General features: G+C 72.6%; 22 protein-coding genes. 16 read left to right on the forward strand and 6 right to left on the reverse strand.

All coding sequences use genetic code 11. The features are described from left to right. Window positions 1-59: 59 nt before the first annotated feature. Window positions 60-3008 (reverse strand): AAA family ATPase, encoded by a 2949-nt coding sequence (locus ACGF3I_RS21220; RefSeq protein WP_393134242.1) that lies wholly within the window; start codon window positions 3006-3008, stop codon window positions 60-62. A gap of 457 nt (window positions 3009-3465) precedes the next feature. On the opposite strand from ACGF3I_RS21220, the gene ACGF3I_RS21225 reads away from it, so the two are divergent. Beyond that, on the forward strand, window positions 3466-5202 hold the full coding sequence (locus ACGF3I_RS21225) for a putative Ig domain-containing protein (RefSeq protein ID WP_393134243.1): 1737 nt from the start codon (window positions 3466-3468) through the stop codon (window positions 5200-5202). A 130-nt stretch (window positions 5203-5332) separates the two neighbouring features. Here ACGF3I_RS21225 and ACGF3I_RS21230 read toward each other — a convergent pair whose 3' ends face one another. The 3 genes from ACGF3I_RS21230 to glgX form a co-directional block, all read right to left on the reverse strand. Further along, entirely contained in the window at window positions 5333-5782 is a 450-nt protein-coding gene (locus ACGF3I_RS21230; RefSeq protein WP_393134245.1) for a hypothetical protein, read from the reverse strand. Between the two features lie 197 nt (window positions 5783-5979). Further along, window positions 5980-6612, reverse strand: a complete 633-nt coding sequence (locus ACGF3I_RS21235; RefSeq protein WP_393134247.1) for a hypothetical protein — start codon at window positions 6610-6612, stop codon at window positions 5980-5982. A 131-nt stretch (window positions 6613-6743) separates the two neighbouring features. After that, complete coding sequence (glgX, locus tag ACGF3I_RS21240) at window positions 6744-8861, reverse strand: glycogen debranching protein GlgX (RefSeq protein WP_393134249.1); 2118 nt, start codon at window positions 8859-8861, stop codon at window positions 6744-6746. Window positions 8862-8988: 127 nt separating this feature from the next. Here glgX and ACGF3I_RS21245 point away from each other — a divergent pair, with 127 nt between their 5' ends. Then, a complete protein-coding gene (locus ACGF3I_RS21245) occupies window positions 8989-11229 on the forward strand; it encodes an FUSC family protein (protein WP_393134251.1) in 2241 nt (746 codons plus the stop codon). 107 nt (window positions 11230-11336) lie between these two features. On the opposite strand, the gene ACGF3I_RS21250 is transcribed toward ACGF3I_RS21245, so the two are convergent. After that, on the reverse strand, window positions 11337-11747 hold the full coding sequence (locus ACGF3I_RS21250; RefSeq protein WP_393134253.1) for a cysteine/serine endopeptidase inhibitor: 411 nt from the start codon (window positions 11745-11747) through the stop codon (window positions 11337-11339). Window positions 11748-12261: 514 nt separating this feature from the next. Here ACGF3I_RS21250 and ACGF3I_RS21255 point away from each other — a divergent pair. After that, on the forward strand, window positions 12262-12957 hold the full coding sequence (locus tag ACGF3I_RS21255) for a M15 family metallopeptidase (protein ID WP_393134255.1): 696 nt from the start codon (window positions 12262-12264) through the stop codon (window positions 12955-12957). Window positions 12958-13072: 115 nt separating this feature from the next. Here the strand turns inward: ACGF3I_RS21255 and ACGF3I_RS21260 are convergent, their stop codons facing one another. Further along, a complete protein-coding gene (locus ACGF3I_RS21260) occupies window positions 13073-13552 on the reverse strand; it encodes an ATP-binding protein (RefSeq protein WP_393134257.1) in 480 nt (159 codons plus the stop codon). 150 nt (window positions 13553-13702) lie between these two features. Between ACGF3I_RS21260 and ACGF3I_RS21265 the strand changes: the two genes are divergently transcribed. From ACGF3I_RS21265 to ACGF3I_RS21325, 13 genes are all read left to right on the forward strand, one after another. After that, window positions 13703-14080 carry an STAS domain-containing protein gene (locus ACGF3I_RS21265; RefSeq protein WP_393134259.1) on the forward strand — a complete coding sequence of 126 codons (378 nt, stop codon included), beginning with the start codon at window positions 13703-13705 and terminating at the stop codon, window positions 14078-14080. Window positions 14081-14319: 239 nt separating this feature from the next. After that, window positions 14320-15174: an STAS domain-containing protein gene (locus tag ACGF3I_RS21270; protein WP_393134260.1), complete on the forward strand. Its 855-nt coding sequence runs from the start codon at window positions 14320-14322 to the stop codon at window positions 15172-15174. Then, on the forward strand, window positions 15171-15575 hold the full coding sequence (locus tag ACGF3I_RS21275) for an STAS domain-containing protein (RefSeq protein ID WP_393134262.1): 405 nt from the start codon (window positions 15171-15173) through the stop codon (window positions 15573-15575). Before ACGF3I_RS21270 ends, ACGF3I_RS21275 begins: the two co-directional genes overlap by 4 nt. Next, a complete protein-coding gene (locus ACGF3I_RS21280) occupies window positions 15572-15985 on the forward strand; it encodes an anti-sigma regulatory factor (protein WP_393134264.1) in 414 nt (137 codons plus the stop codon). Before ACGF3I_RS21275 ends, ACGF3I_RS21280 begins: the two co-directional genes overlap by 4 nt. Then, window positions 15973-17226 carry a SpoIIE family protein phosphatase gene (locus ACGF3I_RS21285; RefSeq protein ID WP_393134266.1) on the forward strand — a complete coding sequence of 418 codons (1254 nt, stop codon included), beginning with the start codon at window positions 15973-15975 and terminating at the stop codon, window positions 17224-17226. Before ACGF3I_RS21280 ends, ACGF3I_RS21285 begins: the two co-directional genes overlap by 13 nt. Continuing rightward, the gene (locus tag ACGF3I_RS21290) at window positions 17223-18566 is read left to right on the forward strand and encodes a PP2C family protein-serine/threonine phosphatase (RefSeq protein ID WP_393134268.1); all 1344 of its coding nucleotides are present in this window, start codon (window positions 17223-17225) and stop codon (window positions 18564-18566) included. Before ACGF3I_RS21285 ends, ACGF3I_RS21290 begins: the two co-directional genes overlap by 4 nt. Window positions 18567-18801: 235 nt before the next feature. Continuing rightward, window positions 18802-19962, forward strand: a complete 1161-nt coding sequence (locus tag ACGF3I_RS21295; protein ID WP_393134270.1) for a mandelate racemase/muconate lactonizing enzyme family protein — start codon at window positions 18802-18804, stop codon at window positions 19960-19962. Then, window positions 19959-20972, forward strand: coding sequence for a zinc-binding dehydrogenase (locus ACGF3I_RS21300; protein ID WP_393134272.1), 1014 nt, complete (start codon window positions 19959-19961; stop codon window positions 20970-20972). The genes ACGF3I_RS21295 and ACGF3I_RS21300 overlap by 4 nt, the downstream gene beginning before the upstream one ends. A 130-nt stretch (window positions 20973-21102) precedes the next feature. Continuing rightward, a complete protein-coding gene (locus ACGF3I_RS21305; protein WP_393134274.1) occupies window positions 21103-22098 on the forward strand; it encodes a hypothetical protein in 996 nt (331 codons plus the stop codon). A gap of 5 nt (window positions 22099-22103) precedes the next feature. After that, a complete protein-coding gene (gene chvE, locus ACGF3I_RS21310) occupies window positions 22104-23213 on the forward strand; it encodes a multiple monosaccharide ABC transporter substrate-binding protein (protein WP_393134454.1) in 1110 nt (369 codons plus the stop codon). Window positions 23214-23254: 41 nt separating this feature from the next. Next, on the forward strand, window positions 23255-24775 hold the full coding sequence (gene mmsA / locus ACGF3I_RS21315; RefSeq protein ID WP_393134456.1) for a multiple monosaccharide ABC transporter ATP-binding protein: 1521 nt from the start codon (window positions 23255-23257) through the stop codon (window positions 24773-24775). Window positions 24776-24779: 4 nt separating this feature from the next. Continuing rightward, entirely contained in the window at window positions 24780-26015 is a 1236-nt protein-coding gene (mmsB, locus tag ACGF3I_RS21320; RefSeq protein ID WP_393134276.1) for a multiple monosaccharide ABC transporter permease, read from the forward strand. Window positions 26016-26087: 72 nt separating this feature from the next. Then, window positions 26088-26348, forward strand: a complete 261-nt coding sequence (locus ACGF3I_RS21325) for a hypothetical protein (protein WP_393134278.1) — start codon at window positions 26088-26090, stop codon at window positions 26346-26348. Window positions 26349-26473 lie beyond the last annotated feature (125 nt).

Below are 26473 nucleotides of genomic sequence, written 5' to 3' on the forward strand. Positions count from 1 at the left end.
TTCACGCGTCCGGCCTCACGCGGACGGTGATCACACGGGCGCGGCTCAGGCGGCGCGTCTCACGCGGGCGGGGTGTCCGCGAGACGGCTGAGGAGCTGAGTACGGGTGCGCACCCCGGACTTGCGGTAGATCCGGCTGAGCATGCTCTCCACGGTCTTGACGGACAGGAACATCCGGTCGGCCGCTTCCCGGTTGCTCGCGCCGGCCCGGATCAGGCCGACCAACCGGTGCTCGTTGCGGCTCAGTTGATGGGGCCCGTGTCCGTTCCGCGGGCCCGGTGACCCCGGGCCGGACAGTCTCGCCAGGGCCTCCGCGGTCAGCGCGTGCCAGGGCGCGGCCTCGGCCTGCCCGAACAAGGTCTCCGCCCGCCGCCACGCGGTCCGCGCCGCTGCCTGCCGGCGGCGGCCCCGCTCCAGGCGGCCGAGGGCCAGCTGGGTGCGGCCCTCCTCCACGGGCATGTCCAGGGACGCGAAGAGGCGCGCGGCCTCCGCGAGGAGCCCGGCCGCGGCGTCACCGTCTCCGGCCAGGCGCAGGCAGGCCGCGCGGGCCCGGGCCGTGGCAGCGCGCAGACCCGTCCGGCGCTCGTCCTCCGTGCCGATGTGCTCGGGGAGGGCGTCGAGCAGGGCGCGAGCCTCGTCGGGCATACGTGCTGCGGCGAAGGCCTCGATCGCGTCCGGCTGCCAGCGCAGGATGCCGGGGTCCGCGCCGCCGCCCGTCGCTTCGTGCTCGGCGAGCCGCGCGAGCGTGCCGGCCGCGCCCTGGGTGTCGCCGGTGTGGAGGCGTATGGAGCCGAGGATCCACAGCCCGCGTGCGGTGTGGATGGTGTCCTGTTCCTCGGCGGAGGCCCGCACCGCCTGCTCGGCGTAGTGCCCGGCCGTCGCGAAGGACCCGCCGTTGCTGTGGGCGAGGGCTGCGGTGTACCAGGCCGGGCCGGGCGAAAGGCCCGCGCTCGCCGTCAGCTCCACCGCCTGTCCGGCCCACTGCAGGGCCGTGGCGCAGGAGCCGAGCCGGGTGTCCGTCTCGGCGAGGCTGCGCCACAGGTCGACGAGGTCCTCGGCCTCCCCCGCCTTCGCCGCGTACGGCAGCAGGGCGACGAGCTGCTCGCGTGCGCGGGCGAGCCGGTCGTCGAACAGGGCGTGGCGAGCGGCGAGGTACTGGGGACTGTTGCGGATGCCGATCGTCTGGGGTGGCACATCAAGTCCCAGCGCGGCGGCGAGAGTTGACTGCGCGCGACCGTGACCGCCGGCGAGGCGTTCCATTCTGGCGCGCATGGTCAGGGCGGCGGCCTGCAAAGGCTTGTCACCGGCGTGCCGTGCCAGGCGTACGGCGTGTTCGGCGTGGCGCAGGGCCTGCGTGCCGGCGCCCCGGCTGACGTTGGCCTGGATGGCGGCGCGCAGTTCGACGGCGGCGAGCAGCGCCGGGTCGTCGGCGGCCAGGCGCCGGGCCTCGGCAAGGTGGCCTTCGAGCCCGGTCATGTCCTGGCCGCGCACATCCACGACGGCCAGCAGCGCGTCCACGCGCTGGGCGCGGCTGCCGCGGCTCGCGGTGATCGCGTCCGCGATCTGCTGGGTGAGGCCGGCCCGTCCGGCAGCGGCCGCGTCCCGCGCCGCCAACGACAGCCGGGACAGACGCAGTTGCGGCCGGCCGGCCGGGGTGAGGTCGGCGGAGAGGGCCATCAACTCGGCGGCGAGCACACGGTCACCGTCCCGGCGGGCGACGGCGGCGGCGTCCGCCGTGCCCAGCGCGACGTCCTGATCGGCGGTGCGCCGGGCGAGTGCGAGATGGCGGGCGCGGTGGACCGGATCGGCGACGGCGCCGGCCAGCGCGCGGTGGAGCTGGGCACGCCGGACGGACGATCCGGTGGACGCAGCGGCCTGGGCCACGGCCTCCGCGGTGAAGCGGAAGCGGTGCGGGCCCAGGGCGGTCACCAGTCCGGCCGCCTCGGCCTGGTCGAGATGGTCCTCGGCGTCGACATGCCCGGCGTTGCGCAGGACGGTGACGTCCGGATGGTGGGTCAGGGCGGCGGATTGCAGGGTGGCGCGCACCGGGCCGGGCACCGTCGTGAGCCAGGCACGCGCACGGTCCTCGACCTCGGCCGGCCACACGGGCGCCGCGTGGTCCGCGCACGGACGCGAGGCGGCCGCGTGCAGGAAGGCTGCCGTGAGCGCGCGGTGCCCCCCGCAGTAGCGGTGCACGGGGGCCGCCCAGCGGGCGGGCAGCGAGGCCCCGGCCAACAGGACCGAGGTGTCGGTGACGGTCAGCGGCGGCACGGTCAGCACGTCCGGGTGGCCGCCGAGCAGATCGGCGGCGGCATGCGGGTATGCCGCGGTGCGTTCACAGGCGACGGCGGCGAGACGGCTCACCGGCAGGGTGCGCAGGGCGTACGACAGGACGTCCGCGCTGGGGGCGTCGATCCATGCGGCCCCGTCGATGAGGAGGAGCGTCGAGCCCGCGCCGGCCAGGAACTCCGTGACCGCGAGCCGTACGGCGAGCCGCCGCTCGCTGCCGTCCTGCGGGCCGGGCAGGTCCGTGAGCGGTACGCACGGGGCGGGCGACGGAGGCGTTGTGCGGCCCGGGGTGCCGCTGGAGGGAGCCATGGTGCACGTCCGCGGCGCGGTGGGGCACGAGGTGGCATCGGGCCCGGGAAGGACGCACATCTTCGGCGATGTGGGGCACGAGGTGGCATCGGGCCCGGGAAGGACGCACATCTGCGGCGCCGTGGGGCGCGAGGTGGCGTCGGGCCCGGACAGGCTGAGCATCTGCGCGATCGCCCCGTACGGGACGTCCACGTCCTCGGTCCGGGTCCCGATCCGCAGCAACCGGCGTGCGGCGAAGCCGACTTGGGGCGAGGCGAGCGAGTCGAGCAGTGTCGTCTTGCCCGTGCCCCAGGCGCCCGCGACGACGAGGCGGCCCCGGTGTTCCAGGAGCTCGCGGACCTCGTGGAGCATCTGCTGCCAGGTGGCGTCAGCGCCGTCGTCGCTCAGCGCCGCGGGAGGAGGGCCGATCACCCCCGCACCGTAGGCGGCCGTGCGGATGCCAGGCAACGGCCGTGCCGCAAGGGACCCGAGAACAAGGGATGTCCCTGGTGCCCCTCACGCCGATGCAGGCACCGCCCTGGATGTGGGAGCCGGTGCAGCCGCACCGGGCACACGAGTTGGCAGCGCGTAGCCAACTGGCCATCGACGACGAGGAGTTGCCGCTCCACACCAAGGCGTTGGCGCGGGGCCCGCACCGAAGTCGAGCCGCTGCCGGAGCCAACGACCGTGCCATCCACGAGCGTTGAAGCTCCCAGCGCAAGGGATTGCCCCGATGTACGCCCGGTGCCGGGCCGCTCACTGTGGTGCCACCCGGAACAAGGCCCGGATCCCACCGCGGCCATTGGTGCCGGGACCGTCCCAGGCCCGTGCCAGCACGCCGCGGGCTCGGCTCCGGCTCCCCCACGAAGAGAAGGGCTCGACCCCCACCATGCGCCCCATCCCCACCCGAGCGGCCATCGCCGCCCTCGCGGCGACCGCCGCCCTCGCCTGCCTCGGTCCGCTGCCCGCCCGCGCTTCGACCGCCCCCACGCCGTCGCCCCTCTCCGCGGACGTGCGGGGTGCGCTGATGCGTGATCTGCACCTGTCACAGGCCGGCCTGGACCGACGCGTCGCCCAGGAAGCCGAAGCAGCCCGCACCGCGACCGCGCTGCGCGCCCGGATCGGCGACCGCCTCGCCGGCCTGTGGTTCGACGCGGGCGACGGGCGCCTGCACTCCGCGGTCAGCACGGACGCCGACGCCTCGGCCGCTCGCTCCGCCGGCGCGGTCGCCCATCACGTACAGCACTCCCGGCACGCTCTCGACGCCGCGCAGCGCTCCCTGTCGGCGCACGCGGGCTCCACCCCCGGCGTCCTGTCCTGGGGGCCGGACGTACGGAACAACCGCCTGGAGGTCACGGTCGACCCCGACCGGGTCACCGCCACCACCTCCGCGTTCCTGCGCACGCTGACCGCCTTCGGCGACCTCGTCCACGTCACCGAGTCACGGGACACGCCCCGCCAGCAGGGCGGCAGCATCGTGGGTGGCGAGAAGTGGATACCCGGCACCGAGAGCCCGTGCTCGATCGGCTTCCCCGTCACCAGGACGTCCGGCAACACGAAGGCGTTCCTGACCGCCGGGCACTGCACCAATGACGCCGACCAGCCCGCCTACGGCAAGGACGGCACCCGCGTCGGCACCTCCAACAGGAACGGCACCGGCAGTGTCAACGCCCGTGAGGGCGACATGGGCATCGTCGACGTGGACCAGGCGGGTTGGGACGTGTCCGGCACGGTGAGCGGCTGGGGCAAGGGCGACATCGCGGTCAGCGGATCCGCGGACGCCGTGGTCGGCACCGCGATCTGCCGCTCCGGACAGACCACCGGCCTGCAGTGCGGCGAGGTGACCAAGGTCGACCAGAGCGTCGACTACGGCAATGTCGTCATCGACGGCCTGTCGTACACCAGCGCCTGTTCGGCCGGCGGAGACTCCGGCGGCAGCTACGTCACGGCCGCCGGCGGCAAGGCCGTAGGCCTGCACTCGGGCGGCGGCAGCGCCACCTGCACCAGCGGGAGCGGCGAGAAGTTCACGATCTTCCAGCCCGTCAACGAAGCCCTGGCCAGGTTCGGCGCCCGTCTTGTGACCTCCGCTCCGCAACCCGGCGGCGTCACCGTCGCGGCCGTCAGCGATCAGAACACGACGCTCGGAACGGCCGTCGAGGTCCACAACAGCGCCGAGGGCGGGACCGCCCCCTACACGTTCACCGCCACCGGCCTCCCCGCCGGCCTGACGATCAACGGCGCCACCGGGACCATCACCGGCACACCCACCACCGCGGGCACCTCCACGGTCACCGTCACCGCGACTGACAGCGCCGGGGCCAAGGGCGGGACGTCCTTCGCCTGGACGGTCACCCGGGCCTCGGGCACGAGTCCGGTCCTGGCCGACCCCGGCAGCCAGAACCTCCGCACCGGCCGCCCGGTGAACCTGCCCCTCGCCGCGACGGGCGGCACCACCCCGTACACGTTCACCGCCACCGGCCTGCCCGCCGGACTGACGATCAACCGCGCCACCGGAACCATCACGGGCACACCCACCGCGTGGGGATTTCGCAACGCGGTCCTCACCGTGACCGACGCCGCGGGCAGGACCGCGAGTGTCACCGTGACCTTCACCGTCTGGTCCTGACCCGGGGCCGCGCCGCGCACCAACCGGTCCGGCCCGCGCGCTGCGCGCGGGCCGGACCGGCGTACTCAGCGGCCCCGGCCGGGCCGGGCCTGGGACGAACCGCCCGCTGCCCGGGCTTCCGTCAGTGTGCTCAGCGTGCCGCCCGCGGCCGGTCGGTGAGCAGCGACCAGATCACGAAGACACCGATGGCGATGGCGATGACGGCCCAGATCGGCTGGTACGGCAGCCAGATGAAGTTCGCGACGATGCTGAGCGAGGCCAGGCCGACACCGAGCGCGCGGGCCCACTCGGCACCCTTCAGGATGCCCAAGCCGGTGATCACCAGGAGCACGCCGATGATCAGGTGGATCCAGCCCCACGCGGTCAGGCTGAACTGGTACGTGTAGTCGCCGATGCGCGCGTACACGTTGTCCTTGGCGATACCGGCGATGCCGTTGAGCACGGCCAGCACACCGTCGACGAACAGCAGGACCCCGGCGAACACGGTGCCGCTGCTGGCCCATGGCGAGCCGCTCGCACCGTGGTGGCTGTGGGGAGGTGGGGGTGACGGTTCCCCCGGCGGGGGTGCTGTCTGTGCCATGAGTGCCTCCTTGCGGCGTGTGGGCTTGTCTCGACCTGCCCGACGTTCCGCCTCGGCCCTGCCCTACGCCACCCGTGTAGGGCCATTCGAGTGAATTCCGACGTGGCCGGACGGACCTGTCCGGGGCGACGCTTTCCGCCGGTCACGCCCCCCATCGGGCAGCCCCCCTGGCGCACCCCCGCAGGTCACCCCCGCGGTCAGGGCACGGGCGTCCCGTCGGTCACGCCCCTGCGCTCCACCGTCGAGAAGACCCGGACCAGTGCGGGGGCGGCCGGGGCCGAGCCGAAACCGAAGCGCACGGGCGGGGAGACGGGGGCGAGCGGGCCGAGGTCGTCGCCGTCGAGCCGGACGCGGGCGGTGCTGATCGGCACCAGGTCACCGGCCGCGTACCACTGGCGGCACCCCGGGCGTGAGCTCCCCCGGGTGCGGACCCCCGCCATCAAGCGGGCGGGCGCGTCCGACACGGCGGCCCACAGCGGCATCCTGGCCAGCGGCCGGGGAACCGCCCGCAGGGCAAGTCCCAGAGCGCCCCGGCGCCCTACGGTGAACCGCAGGTCCAAGGGGCCCGCCGCGACGTGCCACACGCCGTCGCGCACGCGTACCGCCACGTCAACGGTGCGGACCTCGTCGAAGTGGTAGACCGACGACACGTACGCGGCGGTCGCGGCGGTCGGCGCCAGCAGCGTCCGCCGGCCGTCGGCGCGCTCCAGCATCACGTCGGCGAACGGGCCGAACGGGGACCGGGGCCAGTGACCCACCACGACCCGGGTGCCCGAGCCCGTCCCCACAGCAGCGATCCATCCGTCGAAGGTGAGCCGTTCGCGATCCATCCCGCCTGCATACCGCACCGAAGGCCGGTCCGCGACACCGCGCGGGCCCGCCCGGCCCGGACGCGCGCGGCAGGACGGGGCGCCGTCCGTGAGGAGGCGGAGGATGCGCAGCGCCGGGCGCGCCGGGGTGGTCAGTCCCTGCGGTCGCGTCGCAGCACCCTCATGCTGTGGGCCTCCATGGTGAATTCGGCCTCCGCGCCGAGCGTCACCGATTCCGCGTCCGTCGACGGATCGGCGCTGTCCAGCATGAGGTGCCACTCGTCGCCGAACGCCGCCGGGGGCAGGCGGAAGTCGACCGGGTCGCGATGGCTGTTGAACATCAGCAGGAACGTGTCGTCGGTGACCGGCCGCCCCCGCGCGTCGCGCTCCATGGGCGCGTCGGCGCACAGGTACACGGCCAGGGCGTGCGCGTCGCCCCGCTTCCAGTCCTCGTCCGCCATCTCGCACGCGTCGGGCCGCAGCCACACCACCTCGGCGCGCTCGGGCGGGGTGCCCGCGGTCGTACCGACGGGGAAGTGCCGGCGGCGCAGCCCCGGGTGGGCGTGGCGCAGGGCGACCGCGCGCCGCGTGAAGTCGAGCAGCCCCCGGCGTTCGTCGTCGAGGTCCCAGTCCACCCAGGACACCTCGTTGTCCTGGCAGTAGGCGTTGTTGTTGCCGCCCTGGGTACGCCCCATCTCATCGCCGTGGGCCAGCATCGGCACGCCCTGGGAGACCATGAGGGTGGCCAGCATGTTGCGCTGCTGGCGCAAGCGCAGCTCCCGTACCGCGGGGTCGTCGGTCTCGCCCTCGACCCCGCAGTTCCACGAGCGGTTGTCGTCGGCGCCGTCCTGGTTGTCCTCGCCGTTGGCCTCGTTGTGCTTGCCGTCGTACGAGACGAGGTCGCGCAGGGTGAAGCCGTCGTGGGCCACCACGAAGTTGACGCCTGCCCGGGGCCGCCGCCGGTCGTGCTGGTAGAGGTCGGACGAGCCGGTGAGCCGGGACGCGAAGTCGGCCAGGGTGTCGTCCTCGCCGCGCCAGAACCCGCGCACGGTGTCCCGGTAGTGGCCGTTCCACTCCGACCACAGAGCGGGGAAGTTGCCGACCTGATAGCCGCCGTCCCCGATGTCCCAGGGCTCGGCGATCAGCTTGACCTGGCTGACCACCGGATCCTGCTGGACCAGGTCGAAGAAGGCCGACAGCCGGTCCACCTCGTGGAACTGCCGTGCCAGGGTCGCCGCGAGGTCGAAGCGGAACCCGTCGACGCGCATCTCCGTCACCCAGTACCGCAGCGAGTCCATGATGAGCTGCAGCACGTTCGGGTGCCGCATCAGCAGGGAGTTGCCGGTGCCGGTGGTGTCGAAGTAGTGCGCCGGGTCGTCGTCGACGAGGCGGTAGTAGGAGGCGTTGTCGATGCCCCGGAACGACAGGGTGGGCCCCTGGTCGTTGCCCTCAGCCGTGTGGTTGAAGACCACGTCCAGGATGACCTCGATCCCGGCGGCGTGCAGGGCCCGCACCATCTGCTTGAACTCGACGACCTGCTCTCCCCGGGTCCCACCGGAGGAGAAGCCGTTGTGCGGTGCGAAGAAGCCGATGGTGTTGTAGCCCCAGTAGTTCGACAGACCGCGCGACACGAGGAAGCCGTCCTGCGTGAACTGGTGCACCGGCATCAGCTCGACGGCAGTGACGCCCAGCTCCTTGAGATGGTCGATCACCTCGGGATGCGCCAACCCCGCGTAAGTACCGCGGAGTTCGTCCGGCACGCTGGGGTGACGCATCGTCAGGCCGCGTACGTGCGCTTCGTAGATCACCGACTCGTGGTAGGGGTGGGCCGGCCGGCGGTCCCCCTCCCAGTCGAAGCTCCGGTCCGTCACGACTCCGAACATCCCGTGCCCGGCGCTGTCGAGGCCGTTGGGCGTGTCGGGGTGCTCGGGGTCGGTGGTGAGCAGCGAGGGGTCGCCGTCCAGTTGTCCGTCCACGGCGGTGGCGTACGGATCGAGCAGCAGCTTCGCGGGATCGCAGCGCAGCCCCTCGGAGGGCCGGTACGGCCCGTGCACCCGGTAGCCGTAGCGCTGCCCGGGCCCCACACCCGGTACGTAGGCGTGCCACACCGAGCCGTCGGCATCGGTGAGCGGCAGCCGCCGCTCGTCCCCCGCGTCGTCGAACAGGCAGAGTTCCACCCGTTCGGCCACTTCGGAGAAGAGGGCGAAATTGGTTCCGGCGCCGTCGTGAACGGCACCGAGCGGATAAGGACGACCAGGCCACGTCTCCATGCGGGCATCAAAACACGCCACCCGCGGCAACCGGCCGCGCGGCGCGACGGAGCCCGCGCGCCGTGTCTGCGCACACCGTCCCGGGCCGGGCCGCCCGGTCCTGCGACAAGGTGCCGGGCCCGGGGCGGTGAGTGATTCTGGAAGGGTGTGGGGTCTCCCCGCCCGTCGGGTACCGGCGCCCTATGTCGCCGCGGGCCGCCGGGCCGTACGCGTGACGCTGGCCGCCGCAGCCGGGTTCTACGTCTTCCGGTACGGCCTCGGCCAACCCGTCGCCGCGACCTATGCCCTGTTCGCCGCCGTCGCCGTGGGCGGCCTGTCCCGCATCCCCGGCACCGGGCGCCAGCGTGCGGCGACCGTCGCCAGGGCGCTGCCGGTGTGCTGGTTGCTCGTGGTGGCGGGCACCTTTTTGTCGGTCCGCACGTGGTGCGCGGTCACCGGCATGCTGCTGATCGGCTTCGCCCTGGCCTTCGCCGCCGTCGGCGGACCGCGGCCGGCGGGAGCCGCACCCGGTCTGCAACTGCTCTACATCCTGCCGTCCTTCCCCCCGTACGACCCCGGCTCGCTCCCCGAGCGGCTGATCGGTGCGACGGCCGGGCTGCTGCTGTTCATCGCCGTCGAGACGCTGGTCCTTCCCGAGCCCGCGCCACCGTCGTACCGGGAGCGGGCCGCCCGTGCCGCCCTGACCGCCGCCCGCACCGCGCACCTGCTCAGCACGCCTCCGTACGCCCTGACCGCCGGCGGCCTCCGTGCGGCACAGGGGGCCGGCCAGGAGTTGCGTCCGCTGGCCGTTCCGGAGGCCGAACGGCCCGCGGGCCCCTCGGTGCGCGACCGCGCCCTCGCCCACACCGGACTCGCCACCCGCACCCTGCTCAGCCGGCTCGCGCTGCTGCCCGCTGACCCGCGAACGCCCCCGCAGCCCCAGGTCACCGCCGTACTGGTGGCAGTGGCAGACCTGGCGAGGGCCACGTACACCTGTCTGCTCGGCGGCCCCTCACCGCTTGGGCCGCACGCCCGCCTCACCGCGGTCCGCGCACGTCTGTCGGCCCTGTCCGCCGAACCGCCCGCCCCGGCAAAGGCCCGGTCCGACCACCCGCGGTTCTCCCCCGGCGTGCTGCGCCGGCACGCCGCCGCCCTGGAGATCGCCGACGCGGCCCTCGCCCTCGGCACGGCGGCCGACCTGGCCACGCACGGACGGCACGGCTCGATCACGGTGGCGCCGGGCCGCTTCTGGTACGCGTCGCTGACCGGCCCCACCCTGTGGTGGCACCGCATCCGGGGCCACACCGGGCAGCGTTCGGTGTTCTTCCAGAACGCGGTGCGCCTGGCCCTGGCCCTGACGGCCGCCCGGCTCGTGGCCGGGATCGACACGCTGCCCCACGGATTCTGGGCGATGCTGGCCACGCTGACCCTCACCCGTACGACCGTGGACGAGACCTGGAGCACCGTGCGCACCGCGCTCACCGGGACCTTCGTCGGGGCACTGGTGACGGCCGCGGTGCTGATCCTGCTGGGCGCCGGCACCGGCTGGTACGCGGCGCTGCTGCCGCTGTGGATGCTGTTCGCCTTCACCGTCGGGCCGGTCAAGGGCGTCGGCTGGGCGCAGGGGCTCTTCACCGTCCTCGTGGCGCTCGTCTTCGCCCAACTCGCTCCACCCACTTGGCACTTGGCCGAGGTCAGAATGCTGGACGTGCTCATCGGCAGCGCCGTCGGAACCGTCTTCGGACTGCTGGCCTGGCCGCGCGGCGCCCACGACGAGTTGCGCCGCACCGCCGCCGGGCTCCTGCGCCGGGCGGCCGAGACCGCGGTGGCCACCGCGGCCGCCGTCGCCGACGCCCGCGCGACCGACGACGCGGCGGGCCGTTCCCTGCCCGCCGTACCGGGCCACCACTCGCTCCAGCACGCGGTCATCCTCGCGGAGTCCGCCTACGCGCAGTACCAGAGCGAGCCCACGCCCTTCGGGGGCGCGGCCCGAGGAGCGGCGCCGCGCCGGGTCGACTGGCAGGCCGCTCTGATCGCCGGGCACCACGCCCTGTGGGGTTCGGCCCGGCTGCTCGAACCGCCGCAGCCCCGGCTCGGCCCGGTGGCGTCCGCCTCGCTCGGAGCGCTGGGCGAGCGGGTGGCGGGCCGGATGCTGCTCGCCTCCGCGGCCCTCGACCCCGGGGACGACACACCCGCCGCGACCCTGCGGCCCCTGGACCCGGGGCTCGCCGAGCTCGCCACGGAACCGCCCGACGCGCCACGGCTGTACTACGCCACCGAATCCTGGCTGGGCTCGCTGCTCACCGATCTGACCCACATCGCCCGCGCCGCCCCCCTGCCCGCCGATCCCCCGCCCCCAGCAGGGCAGGCCTCGCCGCCGCCACCGTGACCGCGCGCGCCACGGTGACCACGCTCCCGGGCGCGGAGCAACCGATGGCCCACCCCGCGGCATTCAGGACGCCGCCGGCCGGGGCCGCCCCGGGCGGCGGCCCCGGTCTACTTCACGAACTTCCAGGTGATCCCGTCGATGACGCCGACGTCCAGCGCCGCGAACTTGCGGAACGCGGTCTGGCTGAGGTCGATGTGCGTCGAGGCGCAGGAGAGGCACTTGTCCCGTACGGGCACCTTGATCGTCTTGCCGCGGTAGGTGACCTGTACCGAAATGCCTCTGCACAAGGGGTCGTTGTTGGGATTCGCGGTGGTCCACCAAGCCGGGGACACGGCGACGAGGTCCTGGCTCGACGCGTCGATGGGGGTGCCGCAGGCGCCGTACCCCTTGTCGTTGTAGTACGTGGCCTTGCCGGACATCGACTGGCCGATGGGTATGTCGGCGTGCGCCGTACCGGCCCCGAACGCGACGCCCACCACCGCGGCGGCCACGACCCCGCCCCATCTCCCGAACTTCATATGCCGACACCTCGTTCCCGTAGTGGCGCCCTCCGTTTTTGAGAGCGCTCTCATACGGCGGGAGCATGGTCGGCGCGACTGCGGAGCTTCAAGGAGCCGACGGGGCGGGTGGCGTCAATGCGCCCTAATGGAGCGGGAGTTGAGGCACACGTGGGTGGTACCTGACTAGGCAGGAGGGGGCGTGGGCCCGCCGGGCTCCGGCGCTGGGAGCGTCAGGGGAAGTAGGCGCGATGCGGGCGCCTTGCGGGACGCCGCCAGGGCGGGCGGGGCACCGAGGTCGGGGCCACTCCGAGCCGAGGCACCGGGGTCGGAGCCACTCCGAGCCGGGGACACCCGGGGACGGGGCCGCCGCTCCGAGCCGGGGGCACCCTGAGCCGGTCCGGCGACGCGGCGACCCGTCCCGAGGGCGGAACCGATCCCCGCATTCGGGGGAATTCTCTCCCCGAATGCCCCCACCCCCGAGCACAAACACCCTCACTCACACTGGACGCGCTATGCCTGTCCAGTGATCACGATGCGCCCCCGTACCGCCGCCGCCACGCTCGCGCTGTGCGCCCTGCCTCTGTGCGGACTCCCCGCCCCCGACGCCGCGGCCCGCCCGCCGGGCCCTGTCGCCGGGGCGCCGGGCGGGGCCGTCGATGCGCTCGACGCCGTCGTCACCGCCGTCCCGCCCGAGAAGCTGGGCCTGAGCTGGCACCCGGGCTGTCCCGTCCCCGCGTCCGGGCTCCGGCTGGTGCAGTTGAACCACTGGGGTTTCGACGACCAGGTGCACCGAGGTGAACTCGTGGTGCGGGAGCGGGCGGTGGGACCGCTGCTCCAGGTCTTCGGACAGGCGCTGGAAGCCAGGTTCCCCATTCGCCAGATGCGGGTGATGGCCGAGTTCGACGGCAACGACGAGGCGGCGATGGCCGCCGACAACACCTCCGCGTTCAACTGCCGCCAGGTGACCGGCGATCCGTCCGAGGTGTCGCAGCACTCGTACGGGGACGCGGTGGACATCAACACCCTGGAGAACCCGTACGTCGACGTGAACGGCACGGTCTATCCCCCGGCGGGAGCCGCGTTCCTGGACCGGTCGCGGCAGGAGAAGGGCATGATCCGCCCCGGGGACACGATCAGCAGGGCGATGCGCGCGGTCGGCTGGCAATGGGGCGGCCGCTGGAACCCGCCGGACTACCAGCACTTCTCGTCGAACGGCCGCTCGGCCTGAGCGTCGTCGCCATCGCCATCGCCATCGCCGTCGCCGTCGAAGGAGCCGCTGCCCGATCAAGCCCGGATCGAGCGCGGCCACCAACTAATCGACGCGACAACGGAGTTGCGGGGCCTCACACAACCCGGCACGGCGAAACAGCCCCGTCGGGGTCGTCGGTCAGGGCGATGCGGGCGGTGATGCGTTTGCCGTCCGGTTCGCTTCTCGCTGCGAAGTCCCGCGCGACCGCCATGACGATCTCCAGGCCGTGCTGGCCGACGCGGCCGACGTCCGCGGCCCGGGCCACCGGGAGGACCGGGTCGGAGTCCCACACCACGACTTCGACCGTGCCGTCGATGATGCGCAGCTCAAGCCGCGCGGGGCCGGGAGCGTATTTGCGGGCGTTGGTGACCAGCTCGCTGACGACCAGCTGGGTCAGGTCCACGGCGCGCTGCGAGACGGCCAGGCCGTGGTCGGCCCGCATCTGTGTGAGGAACCCCGCCGCGACATGGCGTGCCCGGGCGATGTCCGTGCCGCCGCCGGCCAGGACGACGCTGGTCCGTGTGGCCGGCCCGCCTGGCGGTGCGGCGTCTTCCGCCCCCGGGTCTGGCTCCATCACGGCCCCCTCGTTCCCCACCGATCACCCCCGCGCACCAGCGCTGCCGCTGGTCGCGCCCCCGCCCTTTCTACCGCACCGGGCCCCCTCGGCGTCTCCCGGCCCTTTCGGGGACCGCAGGCGATCGGAGGCGTATGCCATGATCATGGCATGAGTGAGGGACAGACGACGAGCGCTGAACATGCCGGGTGGGCGGATCAGTTGTCGGTCGCGATCACCACGGTGAGCGACGGAATCCGGGTCGTGGCGCTCGACGGGGAGATCGACCACCAGAGTGGCGAAGCACTCGGCGCGGCCCTGACCGCTCCCGACGCCGCGTGTCCGCGCGTCGTGGTCGATCTGAGCCGGGTCACCTTCATGGATTCGAGCGGCATCAACCTCTTCATCTCGGCCCACCTCGCACTGAGCGGGGCCGGCGGGTGGCTGCGTCTGGCCGCGGGCGGCGAGGCCGTGATGCGCACCATCGGCATCGTGGGCATCGACACCGTCATCGCGTGCTTCCCCACTGTCGGCGAGGCTCTTGCCTGAGCGCGGGTGCCTGGGCCGGTCCGCCGAGCCCGTCCCGGGGAGTGGTGCGGCGGCGGCGTACAGGCCGGGGTCGGGGTGGGGGTCGGGAGAGCGTACGCCCCGGGCGGGCCACCCGGGGCGTGTGCGCGTGTGGGCCCCGGTCGCGCGACCCCGGCGCAGGGGCGTGAGGCACTGCCACCCCACTCGGATGGCTTACAGTTCGGCTGGGGTCGTCCGATCCCCACGATGGAGGGGGCCCCATGGGCGGCAAGAACGTGCCGGAACGCTTGATCGATCTCCTGACCGTCCGCGGTGAGGACCTCGGTGCCGAGTGGGCGGACGCGGTGGCCGGCTCGCTGGGCGGGCGGGTGGCCCGTGCCGAGGTCGAGCGCGAACTGCAGGAGATCTACACCGCGCTGGTCGCCGCGCTCGGCCAGGACACCCTGGACGGGCACGACGAGGCGTTCGGCGAGGTCCGGGCGCTGCTCACCGAGCTGTCCCGCAACCGGGCGCTGCAGGGGTTCAGCCCGACCGAGACCGCCGCGAGCGTGTTCGCGCTCAAGAAGGTTCTGGAGTCCTCCCTGACCGGCGCGGACAACGACGTCGAGGCGTACCTGGAGTTCGCGGGCCTCCTGGACACGCTCGGCCTGTTCACGATCGAGGTCTACACGAGGACGCGCGAGGAGCTGATCTCGGCGCAGGCCGAGCAGCTGATGGAGCTGTCGACCCCGGTGGTGCGGCTGTGGGACGGCGTGGTCGGCGTCCCGCTCGTGGGCACGCTGGACTCGGCGCGCACCATGGTGGTCATGGAGAAGATGCTCCAGGCGCTCATCGACACCGGTTCCGAGCAGGCCATCATCGACATCACCGGCGTCCCGGCGGTGGACACCGAGGTCGCGCAGCACCTCCTGAAGACGGTCGTGGCGGCCCGGCTGATGGGCGCCGAGTGCACGATCTCCGGCATCCGTCCGCAGATCGCCCAGACCATCGTCGCGCTGGGCATCGACTTCGGTGACATCGTCACCAAGGCCACGCTCGCCGACGCCCTGCGCCACGCGCTGCGCCGCTCGGGCACCACGATCTCCCGTGCCGGTCAGCAGGCCGGTGCCCGGTGAGTGAACGCGTTCCCATCCTGAGGATCCGGCAGGTCCTGCTGGTTTCCATCCAGACCGATCTGGACGACCAGGACGTGCTGCGGCTCCAGGACGACCTGGCCGCGGCCGTGGTGGACTGCGGCGCGCACGGGGTGGTCATCGACATCACCGCGGTGGAGATCGTCGACTCGTTCGTGGGCCGCATGCTGGCCACCATCGCCTCACTGTCCCGTCTTCTCGACGCGCAGACCGTGGTGGTGGGCATGCGTCCCGCGGTCGCCATCACGCTGGTCGAACTGGGCCTCTCCCTCGGCGGCGTGCGGACCGCGCTGACGCTGGACAAGGGTCTGCGCATGCTGGAGGGCGACCACCTCGTGGACAGTTTCGAGGGCTCTGCGCCGGATCCCGCGGCCGACGCATGAGCGGCGCCTCCCGTACCCCGGAGGTACTGGAGATCACGACCACCGCCGGCGTGGTCCAGGCCCGTCAGCAGGTACGGGCGCTGGCCCAGCAGTGCCGGCTCTCCCTGGTGGAGCAGACCAAACTCATCACCGCCGCCAGTGAACTGGCCCGCAACACCCTCGTCCACGGCGGCGGAGGCACCATGACCGCCCGCGTGGTGGAGGAGCGCGGGCGGCGGGGCGTGCGGCTGGTCTTCACCGACCACGGTCCGGGCATAGCCGACGTGGATCTCGCGCTGACCGACGGCTGGACGTCGGGCACCGGCATGGGGCTCGGCCTGTCCGGCTCCAAGCGCCTGGTCGACGACTTCGCCCTGGACACCACTCCTGGTGAGGGCACCACGGTCACCATCACCAAATGGGTCCGTTGATGCCCGCGCCCCTGGTACTGGTCGACTGCGAGGACGTCGCCTGGTTCCGTGACCAGCCCGAGGCCGCCCGCGGCGCTGCCGCCGCGCTGGGCCGCAGGATCGGCCTCGGCGAGCAGCGCACGGCCCAACTGGTCCTGGCCGTCGCGGAGTTGTCCGGCAATGCCACCAAGCACGCCGTGGACGGCTCGCTGTTGCTGCGGGTCGTACGCGCGCACGCCGCACCGGGGCAGGACGTGCTGGCCGGAGTGGAAGTGATCTCCGTGGACAGCGGGCCCGGCATGGCCGACATCCCGGCCGCCCTGCGGGACGGGATGTCGACCAGCGGCACCCTGGGCATCGGTCTCGGCGCGATCCAGCGTCTCGCCGACAGCTTCACCATTCACTCCCTGCCCGGCACCGGCACGATCCAGCTCGCCCGCTTCTGGCCGCACCCGGCGGCGCCGACGGCGCACACCGAGCCGGCCGTGGAGGGCATCACCCGCCCGATCAGCGGGGAACAGTCCTGCGGCGACGCCTGGGCCGCGCGCACCGACCGCGCCCCCGCGACGGCCACCGCCCCGCAGGACGACGAGGCGACGGTCCGGACCCCGGCCTCCCCGACGCGCCCCAGCTGGTCGGCGCTGACCAGCCCCCGCTCCCCCGTGGTCCGTCCGGACCGCCCCGCCCGGGTGGACGCTCCCGGCGTCCAGGCGTACCGCAGTGGCCGGGCGACGCCTGTGCGCGCCGCGCTGCCGGGGCGGGGGGAGGGGCTTCTGGTCATGTCCTGCGACGGTCTGGGTCACGGTCCGCTGGCCGCTTTGGCCGCGCAGAACGCCGTCCAGGCGTTCCGTACCGCGGCCGGGCGCACGCCGGAGCAGGTGATGGAGGAGGTGCACCGGTCGCTGCGGGGTACGCGCGGCGCCGCCGTGGCCATCGCCCGCCTCGAACCGGACGGGCGGGTGCTGCTCTGCGGCATCGGGAACATCACCGCCGCCCTGGTGACCCCGACCCAGCGCACCACCCTGATGTCCCACCCCGGCATCGTCGGCCACCAGATACGCCAACTGCGCACCTACGAGAACCAGTTGGCGCCGGGTGGTGTCCTCGTCATGCACTCCGACGGGTTGAGCGAGCGCTGGAGCGCGGCCGATCTGGCCGGCCTGCTGCACCATCCGCCCGCCGTGATCGCCGCCGCGCTGCTGCGGCAGGCCGGAACGCGGCGCGACGACGCCAGCGTGGTGGTCGCCAGGGCGGCGCGATGAGGACGCCGGCCACCCGCCGCCGCCCTTCCGTCCCCGTCCTGGCCACCGTGCTCAGGACCGAGCAGGACGTGTTCGCCCTGCGCCGGCACGCCAAGACGCTCACCGGAGCCGTCGGCCTCGACGCCCGCGACCAGGTGCGTCTGGCGACCGCGGTGAGCGAGCTGGGCCGTGACCTGCTGCGGCCCGCGGCGATGACCGCCCTGTTCCACGTGGAGCAGGAGCCCGCCGCCCTGCGGATCGTCCTGAAGTGGAACGACGACCGCGCGCCCAGCCCCGAGTCCCTGACCGCGGTCACACGTCTGCTGCCGCAGATCCGTTACGTCCCCGCGGTGCCCGGGGCGTCCCGGCCCGGCGGGCGCATCGAGATCGTCTGCGCCATCCCCGAACTCGCGGCCCGCGACCTGGACGTGGAGCGGCTGCGCGCCCTGCTGGAGTCGGCCAGTCCCGCGAGCGCGATCGACGACCTGCGGGCCCAGACCCGCGACCTGATCGCCTCCCTCGAAGAGGCGCACGCCCAGCGCGACGAACTGGAGCGCCTCAACGAGGAACTGACCGAGACCAACGCCGGTGTGATGGCGATGTACGCGGAACTCACCGTCGAGCACAACGACGTCGTGGAGCGCTACAGCCAGGAGCACGAACTCGCCCTGACCCTCCAGCGCACGTTCCTGCCCGCCACGCTGCCGCAGGTCGACGGCGCCGAACTCGCCGTGCGTTACCTGCCGGCCGCCACCACCGCCGAGATCGGCGGCGACTTCTACGAGGCCGTGAGCACCCCGCGCGGTCTCCTGCTGGCGGTCGGGGACGTCGTCGGCCACTCGCTGCAGGCCGCCATGGTCATGGGCCCGCTGCGTCACGCCCTGCGCGCGTACGCGGCGCAGGACCATCCTCCGCACGTCCTGCTGGAGCACCTCGACCACCTGCTGCGTCTGCACCAGCCGGGATGGACCGCCACCGTCTGCCTGGCGCTGATCGAGCCGGGCAACCGGCGCCTGCACATCGCGAACGCCGGCCATCTTCCGCCGCTGCTCCTGACGGCCGAGGCCGCCCCGCGCTATCTCACCGCCCACGGTCCGCTCCTCGGCATCGGTCTGCCCCAGCCCGCCGCGACCGCGTACGACATCGAGGCGGGCAGCAGACTGCTCATGGTCACCGACGGGCTCATCGAGACCCGCCACGACCCGCTGGACGAACGCCTTCGCCTGCTGGCCGACACCGCGGCGGGCGGGCCCGCGGATCCCGACGCCCTGTGCACCCTGCTGCTCGACACCTTCGGCGCGGACCCGGACGACGACATCATCACCTTCGCCGCCCGCCTCACCCCTCCCCCGCCTGCCTGAGCCCTCGCAGGCGCAGCGGAGTCCCGGCGCGTCGTCGTCACGGGTCCGTGCCGTCGCCGGACCCTACCGAGGCCGGTCCGTGCTCCCGGCGGCCGCGACCCTGCCGCGCCGGCTCAACGCCCTTCCCCGCGCGACCCATTGACACCCCGGGCGGTACGTCATTACCGTCACGCCAGCATTTCGAACGCGTGACGAAATTTCGAACGCCACAGCCGCACACCCGGGAGCAACTGCCTTGCGAATCACGGGAATCAGCACTCACGTCGTCGGAACTCCCTGGCGCAATCTCAGCTACGTCCAGGTCCACACCGATGAGGGCCTCACCGGGGTGGGCGAGACCCGGATGCTGGGACGCACCGACGCGCTGCTCGGCTACCTTCGCGAGGCGGAGGTCAACCACATCACGGGATCGGACCCGTTCGCGATCGAGGACCTCGTGCGGCGCATGAAGTACGGCGACTACGGGCGGGCCGGCGAGATCGTGATGTCGGGCATCTCCGTGGTGGAGATGGCCTGTTGGGACATCAAGGGCAAGGCACTCGGCGTCCCGGTGTGGCAGCTGCTCGGCGGCCGGCTGACCGACCGCGTCAAGGCGTACGCCAACGGCTGGTACACCACCGAGCGCACCCCCGAGGCCTACCACGCCGCCGCCCGCGCGGTCGTCGAGCGCGGCTACCGTGCCCTGAAGATCGACCCGTTCGGCACCGGACACTTCGAGCTGGACCGCCAACAGAGCCTGTACGCGGTGTCGTTGATCGAGGCGGTCCGGGACGCGATCGGTCCCGACACCGAGCTGATGCTGGAGATGCACGGCCGTTTCTCGCCGGCCACCGCCGTCCGACTGGCCCGCGAACTGGCTCCGTTCGACCCGGCGTGGCTGGAGGAGCCGGTGCCGCCGGAGAACCTCAAGGCGCTCACGAAGGTGGCGGACAAGGTGGACGTTCCCCTCGCCACCGGCGAACGCATCCACGACCGGATCGAGTTCCGCGAACTCTTCGAGTCACAGGCCGCCGACATCATCCAGCCGGACGTCGGCCACATCGGCGGCATCCTGGAGACCAGGAAGCTCGCTGCGACCGCCGAGACGCACTACACCCTGGTGGCGCCGCACAACGTGGGCGGTTCGGTGCTCACCGCGGCCTCGCTGCACGTCGCGGGCTGCACACCGAACTTCAAGGTCCTGGAGCACTTCAACGACTTCGCCGACGCCGACATCAAACAGGTCGTCAAAGGCGCGCCGCAGGTCATCGACGGATACTTCCAGCTGCCCGACGCGCCCGGCCTCGGCGTCGAACTGGACGTGGACGCGGCGGCCGCGTTCCCGCAGCAGCAGGCGCGGTTCGACCTGTGGGCCGAGGGCTGGGAGAAGCGCGCCCCGTCGGGCCGGCGCGGATGAGCAGCCGAGCCGTCGTCGTGGACGCTCCGGGCAGCCATCACCTGGCAGTCGGCGAGCGTCCGGAACCGGGGCCCGGGGAGGTCGTGGTGCGGGTCGCGGCGGCGGGGATCTGCCTCAGCGACCGCGAGGTGTACGAGGGGCGCCGCGACCCCCGCTACGTGCGCCATCCGCTCACTCCCGGCCACGAATGGTCCGGCACCATCGAGGCCGCGGGCGCCGGGGTCGACCCCGCTCTGATCGGCCGGGGGACGGTCGCCGAAGGCTTCCGGACCTGCGGCACCTGCGAACGCTGTCGATGCGGTGAGACCTCACTGTGCGAAGGCCCCTACGCCGAGACCGGGTTCACCGATCCCGGCGGCTTCGCCGACCACGTAGTGGTGCCGGCCCGGCTCCTGCACCCCCTGCCCGACGGCGCGGACCTGCGCGGCGCGGCGCTCCTGGAGCCGGCCGCGGTGGTGGCCGCCGCCGTACGGGCCGGTGCGCCCGAGCCCGGCGAACGCGTCGCCGTGGTGGGCGCGGGCACCTTGGGACTGCTCGCCGTCCAGTTCCTCGCGGGCTGCTCCCCCAGCGAACTGACGGTGATCGACCCCCGCATCGAACGGGCCGAGCTGGCACGGCACTTCGGGGCGAGCGGGGCCGTCGCACCCGAGCGGTCCGTCCCGCTGCGCGGCCGGTTCGACCTCGTCGTCGAGACGGCCGGCGCTGCTTCCTCGGCGGCCGGTGCGACGCTGCTCGCCCGCCGTGGTGGGCGCGTCGTCCTCACCGGGATGTTCGCTCCGGGAGCGGAGGGCATCGACCCCGTGCACCTGTCCCTCAACCAGCTCACCGTCCGCAGCATCTTCGGCGCCCCGTCCTCGGCGTGGTCGTACGCGGTGCGGGCGTTCACCGCCGGCCGGATCGACCCGGCCGCGCTCATCACCCACGAGTTCCCCCTGGAGCGCTACGCCGACGCGCTGCGCCTGGTCGGCGGGGGCGACCCGAAGACGGGCAAGGTCCTGCTGCGGCCCTAGGGCATGAGCCCCCCGTCGGGCGGCCCGCGCCGTTCGGGCCGCCCACCAACCCGAACCACGTCCGGTATGTCGAACGACTCTGCGCGCCCCGCCCCGTCCCCCCCTTCCCACGCACGCAAGGAACCCGCCCATGATCGACACTCCGCCCGACACACCACCCGCCGCCCGCCCCTCCCCCCTACCTCGGCGCCCCGGCGAATCGGCCCTCACCGCGCTCGGCCTGGCCGCGCCCGCCGACGACCCGGCGGACTCCTCCCCGCACGCCTTCCCCGACGGGGGCAGCTGGCGGACCGAGATCCCCTCGGTCGAGGGTCCGGATGCCCTGGCCGCGGTGCTCGACGAGGCCGCGCGGCTCGACGTCCCCGTGCACCGGGTCAGTCAGGGCAGCGGCGTCTGGATGCTCTCCGACGCCGAGATCACCGACATGGCCGGCGCCTGCGCGGCCCGTGACGTGGAGCTCTGCCTGTTCACCGGGCCGCGCGGCACCTGGGACACGGGCGGCTCCACCCGCAGCACCTCGGGCGGCGCGGGCCTACGGGCCCGGGGCCACGACGCGCTCGCCGGATGCGTCGAAGACGCGCTGCGGGCAACGGAGTTGGGCGTCAGATGTCTGCTCGTGGCCGACGAGGGCGTGCTGTGGTCCCTGCACCGGCTGCGTGAACAGGGCCTGCTGCCCGGGGACACCACCCTGAAGGTCTCCGCGCTCATCGGCCCGGTCAACCCGGCCTCATTCGCGGTGTACGAACGGCTCGGCGCCGACTCGATCAACGTCCTGTCCGACCTGACGGCCGCTCACTTCACCGAGATCCGCCGAGTCTCGGGCGCGCCGCTCGATCTGTACATCGAGGCACCGGACGACCTCGGCGGCTATGTGCGGATGTACGAGGCCGCCGAGCTGATCCGCCGCGCCGCGCCGCTGTACCTCAAGTTCGGCCTGTCGAAGGCCCCCGGCATCTACCCGTACGGCGCGCACCTGCGGGACGTCGCGCTCGACACCGCGCGCGAGCGCGTCCGGCGCGGCCGGCTCGTGCTCGACCTGCTCGACCGGCACGGCGCCGGCGGCGGCATGTCCCCGCTCGGCTCGCGCCTGCCCGGCCCCCTCAACCGTTTCTCCGCCAAGGACTGATGACCATGCACCGTGCCCGCAGAGCAGTACTCACCGTCGTCGCCGGATCGCTCGCCCTCGCCCTCGCCGCGTGCGGACAGAACAGCGAGGGCGGCAGCAAGGACTCCGCGAAGGGGGGCAAAGGGGCGACCATCGGCATCGCGATGCCCACCAAGTCGTCCGAGCGGTGGATCAACGACGGCACCAACATGGTCAAGCAGTTCCAGGACCTCGGCTACAAGACCGACCTGCAGTTCGGCGAGGACAATGTCGACCAGCAGGTCGCCCAGATCGAGAACATGATCACCAAGGGGGTGGACGTCCTGGTGGTCGCGGCCATCGACGGCCGGGCCCTGAGCGATGTGCTCCAGCAGGCCGCCGATCAGCACATCGAGGTCATCTCCTACGACCGGCTCATCCTCGGCTCGCCCCACGTCGACTACTACGCCTCCTTCGACAACGAGAAGGTCGGGGTGCTCCAGGCGACGTACATCGTCGACAAGCTGGGCCTGAAGAGCGGCGGAACGAAAGGGCCGTTCAACCTGGAGCTGTTCGCCGGGTCGCCGGACGACAACAACACCCGCTACTTCTTCCAGGGCGCCCTGAAAACCCTCAAGCCCTATCTCGACAGCAAGCAGCTGGTGGTGCGCAGCGGCCAGACGGCCCTCAACCAGGTGACCACCCTGCGCTGGGACGGCGCGACCGCCCAAAAACGCATGGACGACCTGCTGACCAAGGCGTACTCCACCACCCGCGTCGACGCCGTGCTCTCCCCCTACGACGGGATGTCCATCGGCATCCTGTCCGCGCTGCGCTCCGGGGGCTACGGGACCGCCGCCAAGCCGTACCCGGTGGTGACCGGGCAGGACGCGGAGGTGGCGTCGGTCAAGTCCATCATCGCGGGCAACCAGACCCAGACGGTCTACAAGGACACGCGGGCGCTGGCCCGGCAGGCCGTCCAGATGGCCGACGCCGTACTCCACCACAGGGCCCCGCAGGTCAACGACACCAAGACGTACGACAACGAGAAGAAGGTCGTGCCGTCCTTCCTGCTCGACCCGGTCAGTGTCGACAAGTCCAACTACCGCTCGGTGCTGGTGGATTCGGGCTACATCAAGGCGGGCGACCTCACGTGAGTGGCCCGAGCGGTGAGGCGTCGTGCGCACCCGTCCTGGAGATGCGCTCCATCGTCAAGACGTTCCCCGGCGTACGGGCGCTGGGCGGTGTCTCGCTCACCGTCGCGCCGGGCGAGGTGCACGCGATCTGCGGCGAGAACGGGGCGGGCAAGTCGACCCTGATGAAGGTGCTCAGCGGGGTCCATCCGCACGGCAGTTACGAGGGGGACGTCCTCTTCGAGGGTGAGCGCTGCGCCTTTCGGGACATCGGGTCGAGCGAGGCGCGCGGAATCGTCATCATCCACCAGGAACTCGCCCTCGTTCCGCACCTGTCGATCGCCGAGAACATCTTCCTCGGCAATGAGCACGCCACGCGCGGCATCATCAGCTGGCACGAGACGCTGCGGCACGCGGCGCGGCTTCTGGAACGGGTGGGCCTCGCCGAACACCCGCAGACCCGGGTCGCGGACATCGGCGTCGGCAAGCAGCAGCTCGTGGAGATCGCCAAGGCGCTGTCCAAGAAGGTGCGGCTGCTCATCCTCGATGAGCCGACCGCCGCGCTCAACGACGACGACAGCGCTCATCTTCTGGCGCTCATAGGGGAGTTGAAGGAACAGGGCATCACCTCGATCGTCATCTCGCACAAGCTCAACGAGATCGCCGCCGTCGCCGACCGGGTGACCGTCCTGCGTGACGGCCGCACCATCGAGACCCTCGACGTCCGGGACCCGGCGACGACCGAGGACCGCGTCATCCGGGCGATGGTGGGCCGTGACCTCGACCACCGCTTCCCCGACCGCACTCCGTACGCGGGTGACCCGGGTGCGCACCCGGCCTTTGAGGTGCGCCACTGGTCGGTGCACCACCCCGTCGACCAGCGGCGCAAGGTGGTGGACGACGTGTCCGTGCACGTGCGCCGCGGCGAGATCGTCGGCCTCGCGGGGCTGATGGGAGCGGGGCGCACCGAGCTCGCGATGAGCGTGTTCGGCCGCTCCTACGGGCGGGGCGTCAGCGGTTCCGTGCGCAAGGACGGCCGGGAGATCCGGACGCGGACCGTCCCGGAGGCGGTCGGCCACGGCATCGCCTATGTCACCGAGGACCGCAAGCAGTACGGCCTCAACCTCATCGACACCATCGCCCGCAACATCAGCACGGCCGCGCTCGGCCGGGTGTCGCGGCGCGGCATCGTCGACGCGCACGAGGAGCGGCGGGTCGCGGAGTCCTACCGGCGGTCCATGAACATCAAGGCGCCCACCGTCTTCGAGCAGGTAGGGCGGCTGTCGGGCGGCAACCAGCAGAAGGTCGTCCTCAGCAAGTGGATTTTCGCGGGTCCCGACGTGCTGATCCTCGACGAGCCGACCCGGGGCATCGACGTGGGTGCCAAGTACGAGATCTACACCGTCATCGACCAACTGGCGGCCCAGGGCAAGGCCGTCGTCCTCATCTCCTCGGAACTCCCCGAACTGGTCGGCATGTGCGACCGCATCTACACGATGGCGGCGGGCCGGCTCACCGGAGAGGTTCCGCGGGAGGGGGCGACGCAGGAAGTGCTGATGCGCCACATGACCACGGACAAGAGGTAGCGCCATGGCTCCGGTCACCACCGAAACCCCCCGCGGCGCCCGGCCGGCGTCCGGGTCTCCGCGTCCCGCGGCCGCCGCGCTGCTGCTGGGCGCTGCCCGGCGCAACCTGCGCCAGTACGGGATGCTGATCGCCCTCGGCCTGATCGTCGTGCTGTTCCAGATCTGGACCGGCGGGGTGCTGCTCAAGCCGAACAACGTCACCAATCTGGTGCTGCAGAACAGCTACATCCTGGTCCTCGCGATCGGCATGATGATCGTCATCATCGCGGGCCACATCGATCTGTCCGTGGGCTCGTTGGCCGCCTTCGTGTCGGCCGCGTGCGCCGTGATGATGGTCGAGCACCAGGTGCCCTGGGTGCTCGCCCTGGCGGCGGCCCTGGTCATCGGGGCGCTCGCGGGTGCCTGGCAGGGGTTCTGGATCGCCTACGTCGGCATCCCGTCGTTCATCGTCACCCTGGCCGGCATGCTGCTGTTTCGCGGCGGCACCCAGATCCTCCTCGGCTCGCGCTCGCTCGGCCCGTTCCCCGAGGGCTTCCAGAAGATCTCCACGGGCTACCTGCCGGACTTCGGTCCGGACACCAACTACCACAATCCCACGGTGGTGTTGGGCCTCGTCCTGACAGCCGTCGTGCTGGTCCAGGAAGTGCGGTCCCGGCGCCGTCAGCGGGCGTACGAGCTCGACGTCCTGCCGCGGGGCCTCTTCCTCGCCAAGTGCGCGGCGATGGCCGCCGCCGTCCTCGCCTTCACGATGACACTGGCCAGCTACCGCGGCGTCCCGGTGGTGCTGCTCCTGCTGGCGGCGCTGCTCATCGGCCTCGGTTACGTGATGCGCAACGCCGTCGTGGGGCGCCATGTGTACGCGCTCGGCGGCAACCGGGCGGCGGCCAGGCTGTCCGGGGTGAGGGACAGGAGGGTCACGTTCTGGGTCTTCGTGAACATGGGTGTGCTCGCGGCTCTGGCCGGGGTCGTCTTCGCGGCCCGGCTGAACGCCGGCACTCCGAACGCGGGCGTCAACTTCGAGCTGGAGGCCATCGCGGCCTCCTTCATCGGGGGTGCCTCGATGAGTGGTGGCGTGGGCACGGTGTTCGGCGCCGTCATCGGCGGACTGGTGCTCGGCGTGCTCAACAACGGCATGTCCCTGGTGGGCGTCGGCACGGACTACCAGCAGGTCATCAAGGGCCTGGTGCTGCTCGCCGCGGTCGGCTTCGACGTCTACAACAAGCGCAGAATCGGCTCCTGAGCTCCACCCCGATTCTGGTCAACGTCTCTGGTCAACGTTTCTGGTCAACCGGCCCGTCGGAGGAGTCACTTCATGAACAGCAGCAGACGTACGGTACTTGCGGCGGGCGCGGCGGCCGGACTGGCCGCGACGGCCCTCGGCACCGCCGGCGCCGAGGCCTCGCCCGGGCGCACCCCGTCGAAGCGGCACTTCGGCACCCTGGCGGACGGCTCCGCGGTCGATCTGTGGACCGTCGCCAGGGGCGGCACCCGGGGCTTCGCGTTCCCGTCGACGGTGCTGCGGCCGGGAGCCACGTACCGCAGCTCCACCGTCCACGCGTTCTCGACCCGCTGACCACAGGGCACACCGTGGCGGCCGGCCCCCACACGGCCCGGCGCCCCGGCACAAGACGGCACAACAGCCGCCGCAGGCCGTCCCCCGCCGTCCGCGCCCCCCCCCCCGCCCCCCGAGCCGCGAAC

The organism is Streptomyces sp. NPDC048111 (assembly GCF_043202815.1).
Classification (GTDB): domain Bacteria; phylum Actinomycetota; class Actinomycetes; order Streptomycetales; family Streptomycetaceae; genus Streptomyces.

What these genes read in the sequence shown, in the direction of transcription:
- chvE (WP_393134454.1), top strand. Translation starts at nt 22,104, where the DNA reads ATGCACCGTGCCCGCAGAGCAGTACTCACCGTCGTCGCCGGATCGCTC.
- glgX (WP_393134249.1), bottom strand. Translation starts at nt 8,861, where the DNA reads ATGGAGACGTGGCCTGGTCGTCCTTATCCGCTCGGTGCCGTTCACGAC.
- ACGF3I_RS21255 (WP_393134255.1), top strand. Translation starts at nt 12,262, where the DNA reads ATGCGCCCCCGTACCGCCGCCGCCACGCTCGCGCTGTGCGCCCTGCCT.
- ACGF3I_RS21235 (WP_393134247.1), bottom strand. Translation starts at nt 6,612, where the DNA reads ATGGATCGCGAACGGCTCACCTTCGACGGATGGATCGCTGCTGTGGGG.
- ACGF3I_RS21285 (WP_393134266.1), top strand. Translation starts at nt 15,973, where the DNA reads ATGGGTCCGTTGATGCCCGCGCCCCTGGTACTGGTCGACTGCGAGGAC.
- mmsB (WP_393134276.1), top strand. Translation starts at nt 24,780, where the DNA reads ATGGCTCCGGTCACCACCGAAACCCCCCGCGGCGCCCGGCCGGCGTCC.
- mmsA (WP_393134456.1), top strand. Translation starts at nt 23,255, where the DNA reads ATGCGCTCCATCGTCAAGACGTTCCCCGGCGTACGGGCGCTGGGCGGT.
- ACGF3I_RS21265 (WP_393134259.1), top strand. Translation starts at nt 13,703, where the DNA reads ATGAGTGAGGGACAGACGACGAGCGCTGAACATGCCGGGTGGGCGGAT.
- ACGF3I_RS21280 (WP_393134264.1), top strand. Translation starts at nt 15,572, where the DNA reads ATGAGCGGCGCCTCCCGTACCCCGGAGGTACTGGAGATCACGACCACC.
- ACGF3I_RS21270 (WP_393134260.1), top strand. Translation starts at nt 14,320, where the DNA reads ATGGGCGGCAAGAACGTGCCGGAACGCTTGATCGATCTCCTGACCGTC.
- ACGF3I_RS21250 (WP_393134253.1), bottom strand. Translation starts at nt 11,747, where the DNA reads ATGAAGTTCGGGAGATGGGGCGGGGTCGTGGCCGCCGCGGTGGTGGGC.
- ACGF3I_RS21260 (WP_393134257.1), bottom strand. Translation starts at nt 13,552, where the DNA reads ATGGAGCCAGACCCGGGGGCGGAAGACGCCGCACCGCCAGGCGGGCCG.
- ACGF3I_RS21325 (WP_393134278.1), top strand. Translation starts at nt 26,088, where the DNA reads ATGAACAGCAGCAGACGTACGGTACTTGCGGCGGGCGCGGCGGCCGGA.
- ACGF3I_RS21300 (WP_393134272.1), top strand. Translation starts at nt 19,959, where the DNA reads ATGAGCAGCCGAGCCGTCGTCGTGGACGCTCCGGGCAGCCATCACCTG.
- ACGF3I_RS21290 (WP_393134268.1), top strand. Translation starts at nt 17,223, where the DNA reads ATGAGGACGCCGGCCACCCGCCGCCGCCCTTCCGTCCCCGTCCTGGCC.
- ACGF3I_RS21225 (WP_393134243.1), top strand. Translation starts at nt 3,466, where the DNA reads ATGCGCCCCATCCCCACCCGAGCGGCCATCGCCGCCCTCGCGGCGACC.
- ACGF3I_RS21305 (WP_393134274.1), top strand. Translation starts at nt 21,103, where the DNA reads ATGATCGACACTCCGCCCGACACACCACCCGCCGCCCGCCCCTCCCCC.
- ACGF3I_RS21230 (WP_393134245.1), bottom strand. Translation starts at nt 5,782, where the DNA reads ATGGCACAGACAGCACCCCCGCCGGGGGAACCGTCACCCCCACCTCCC.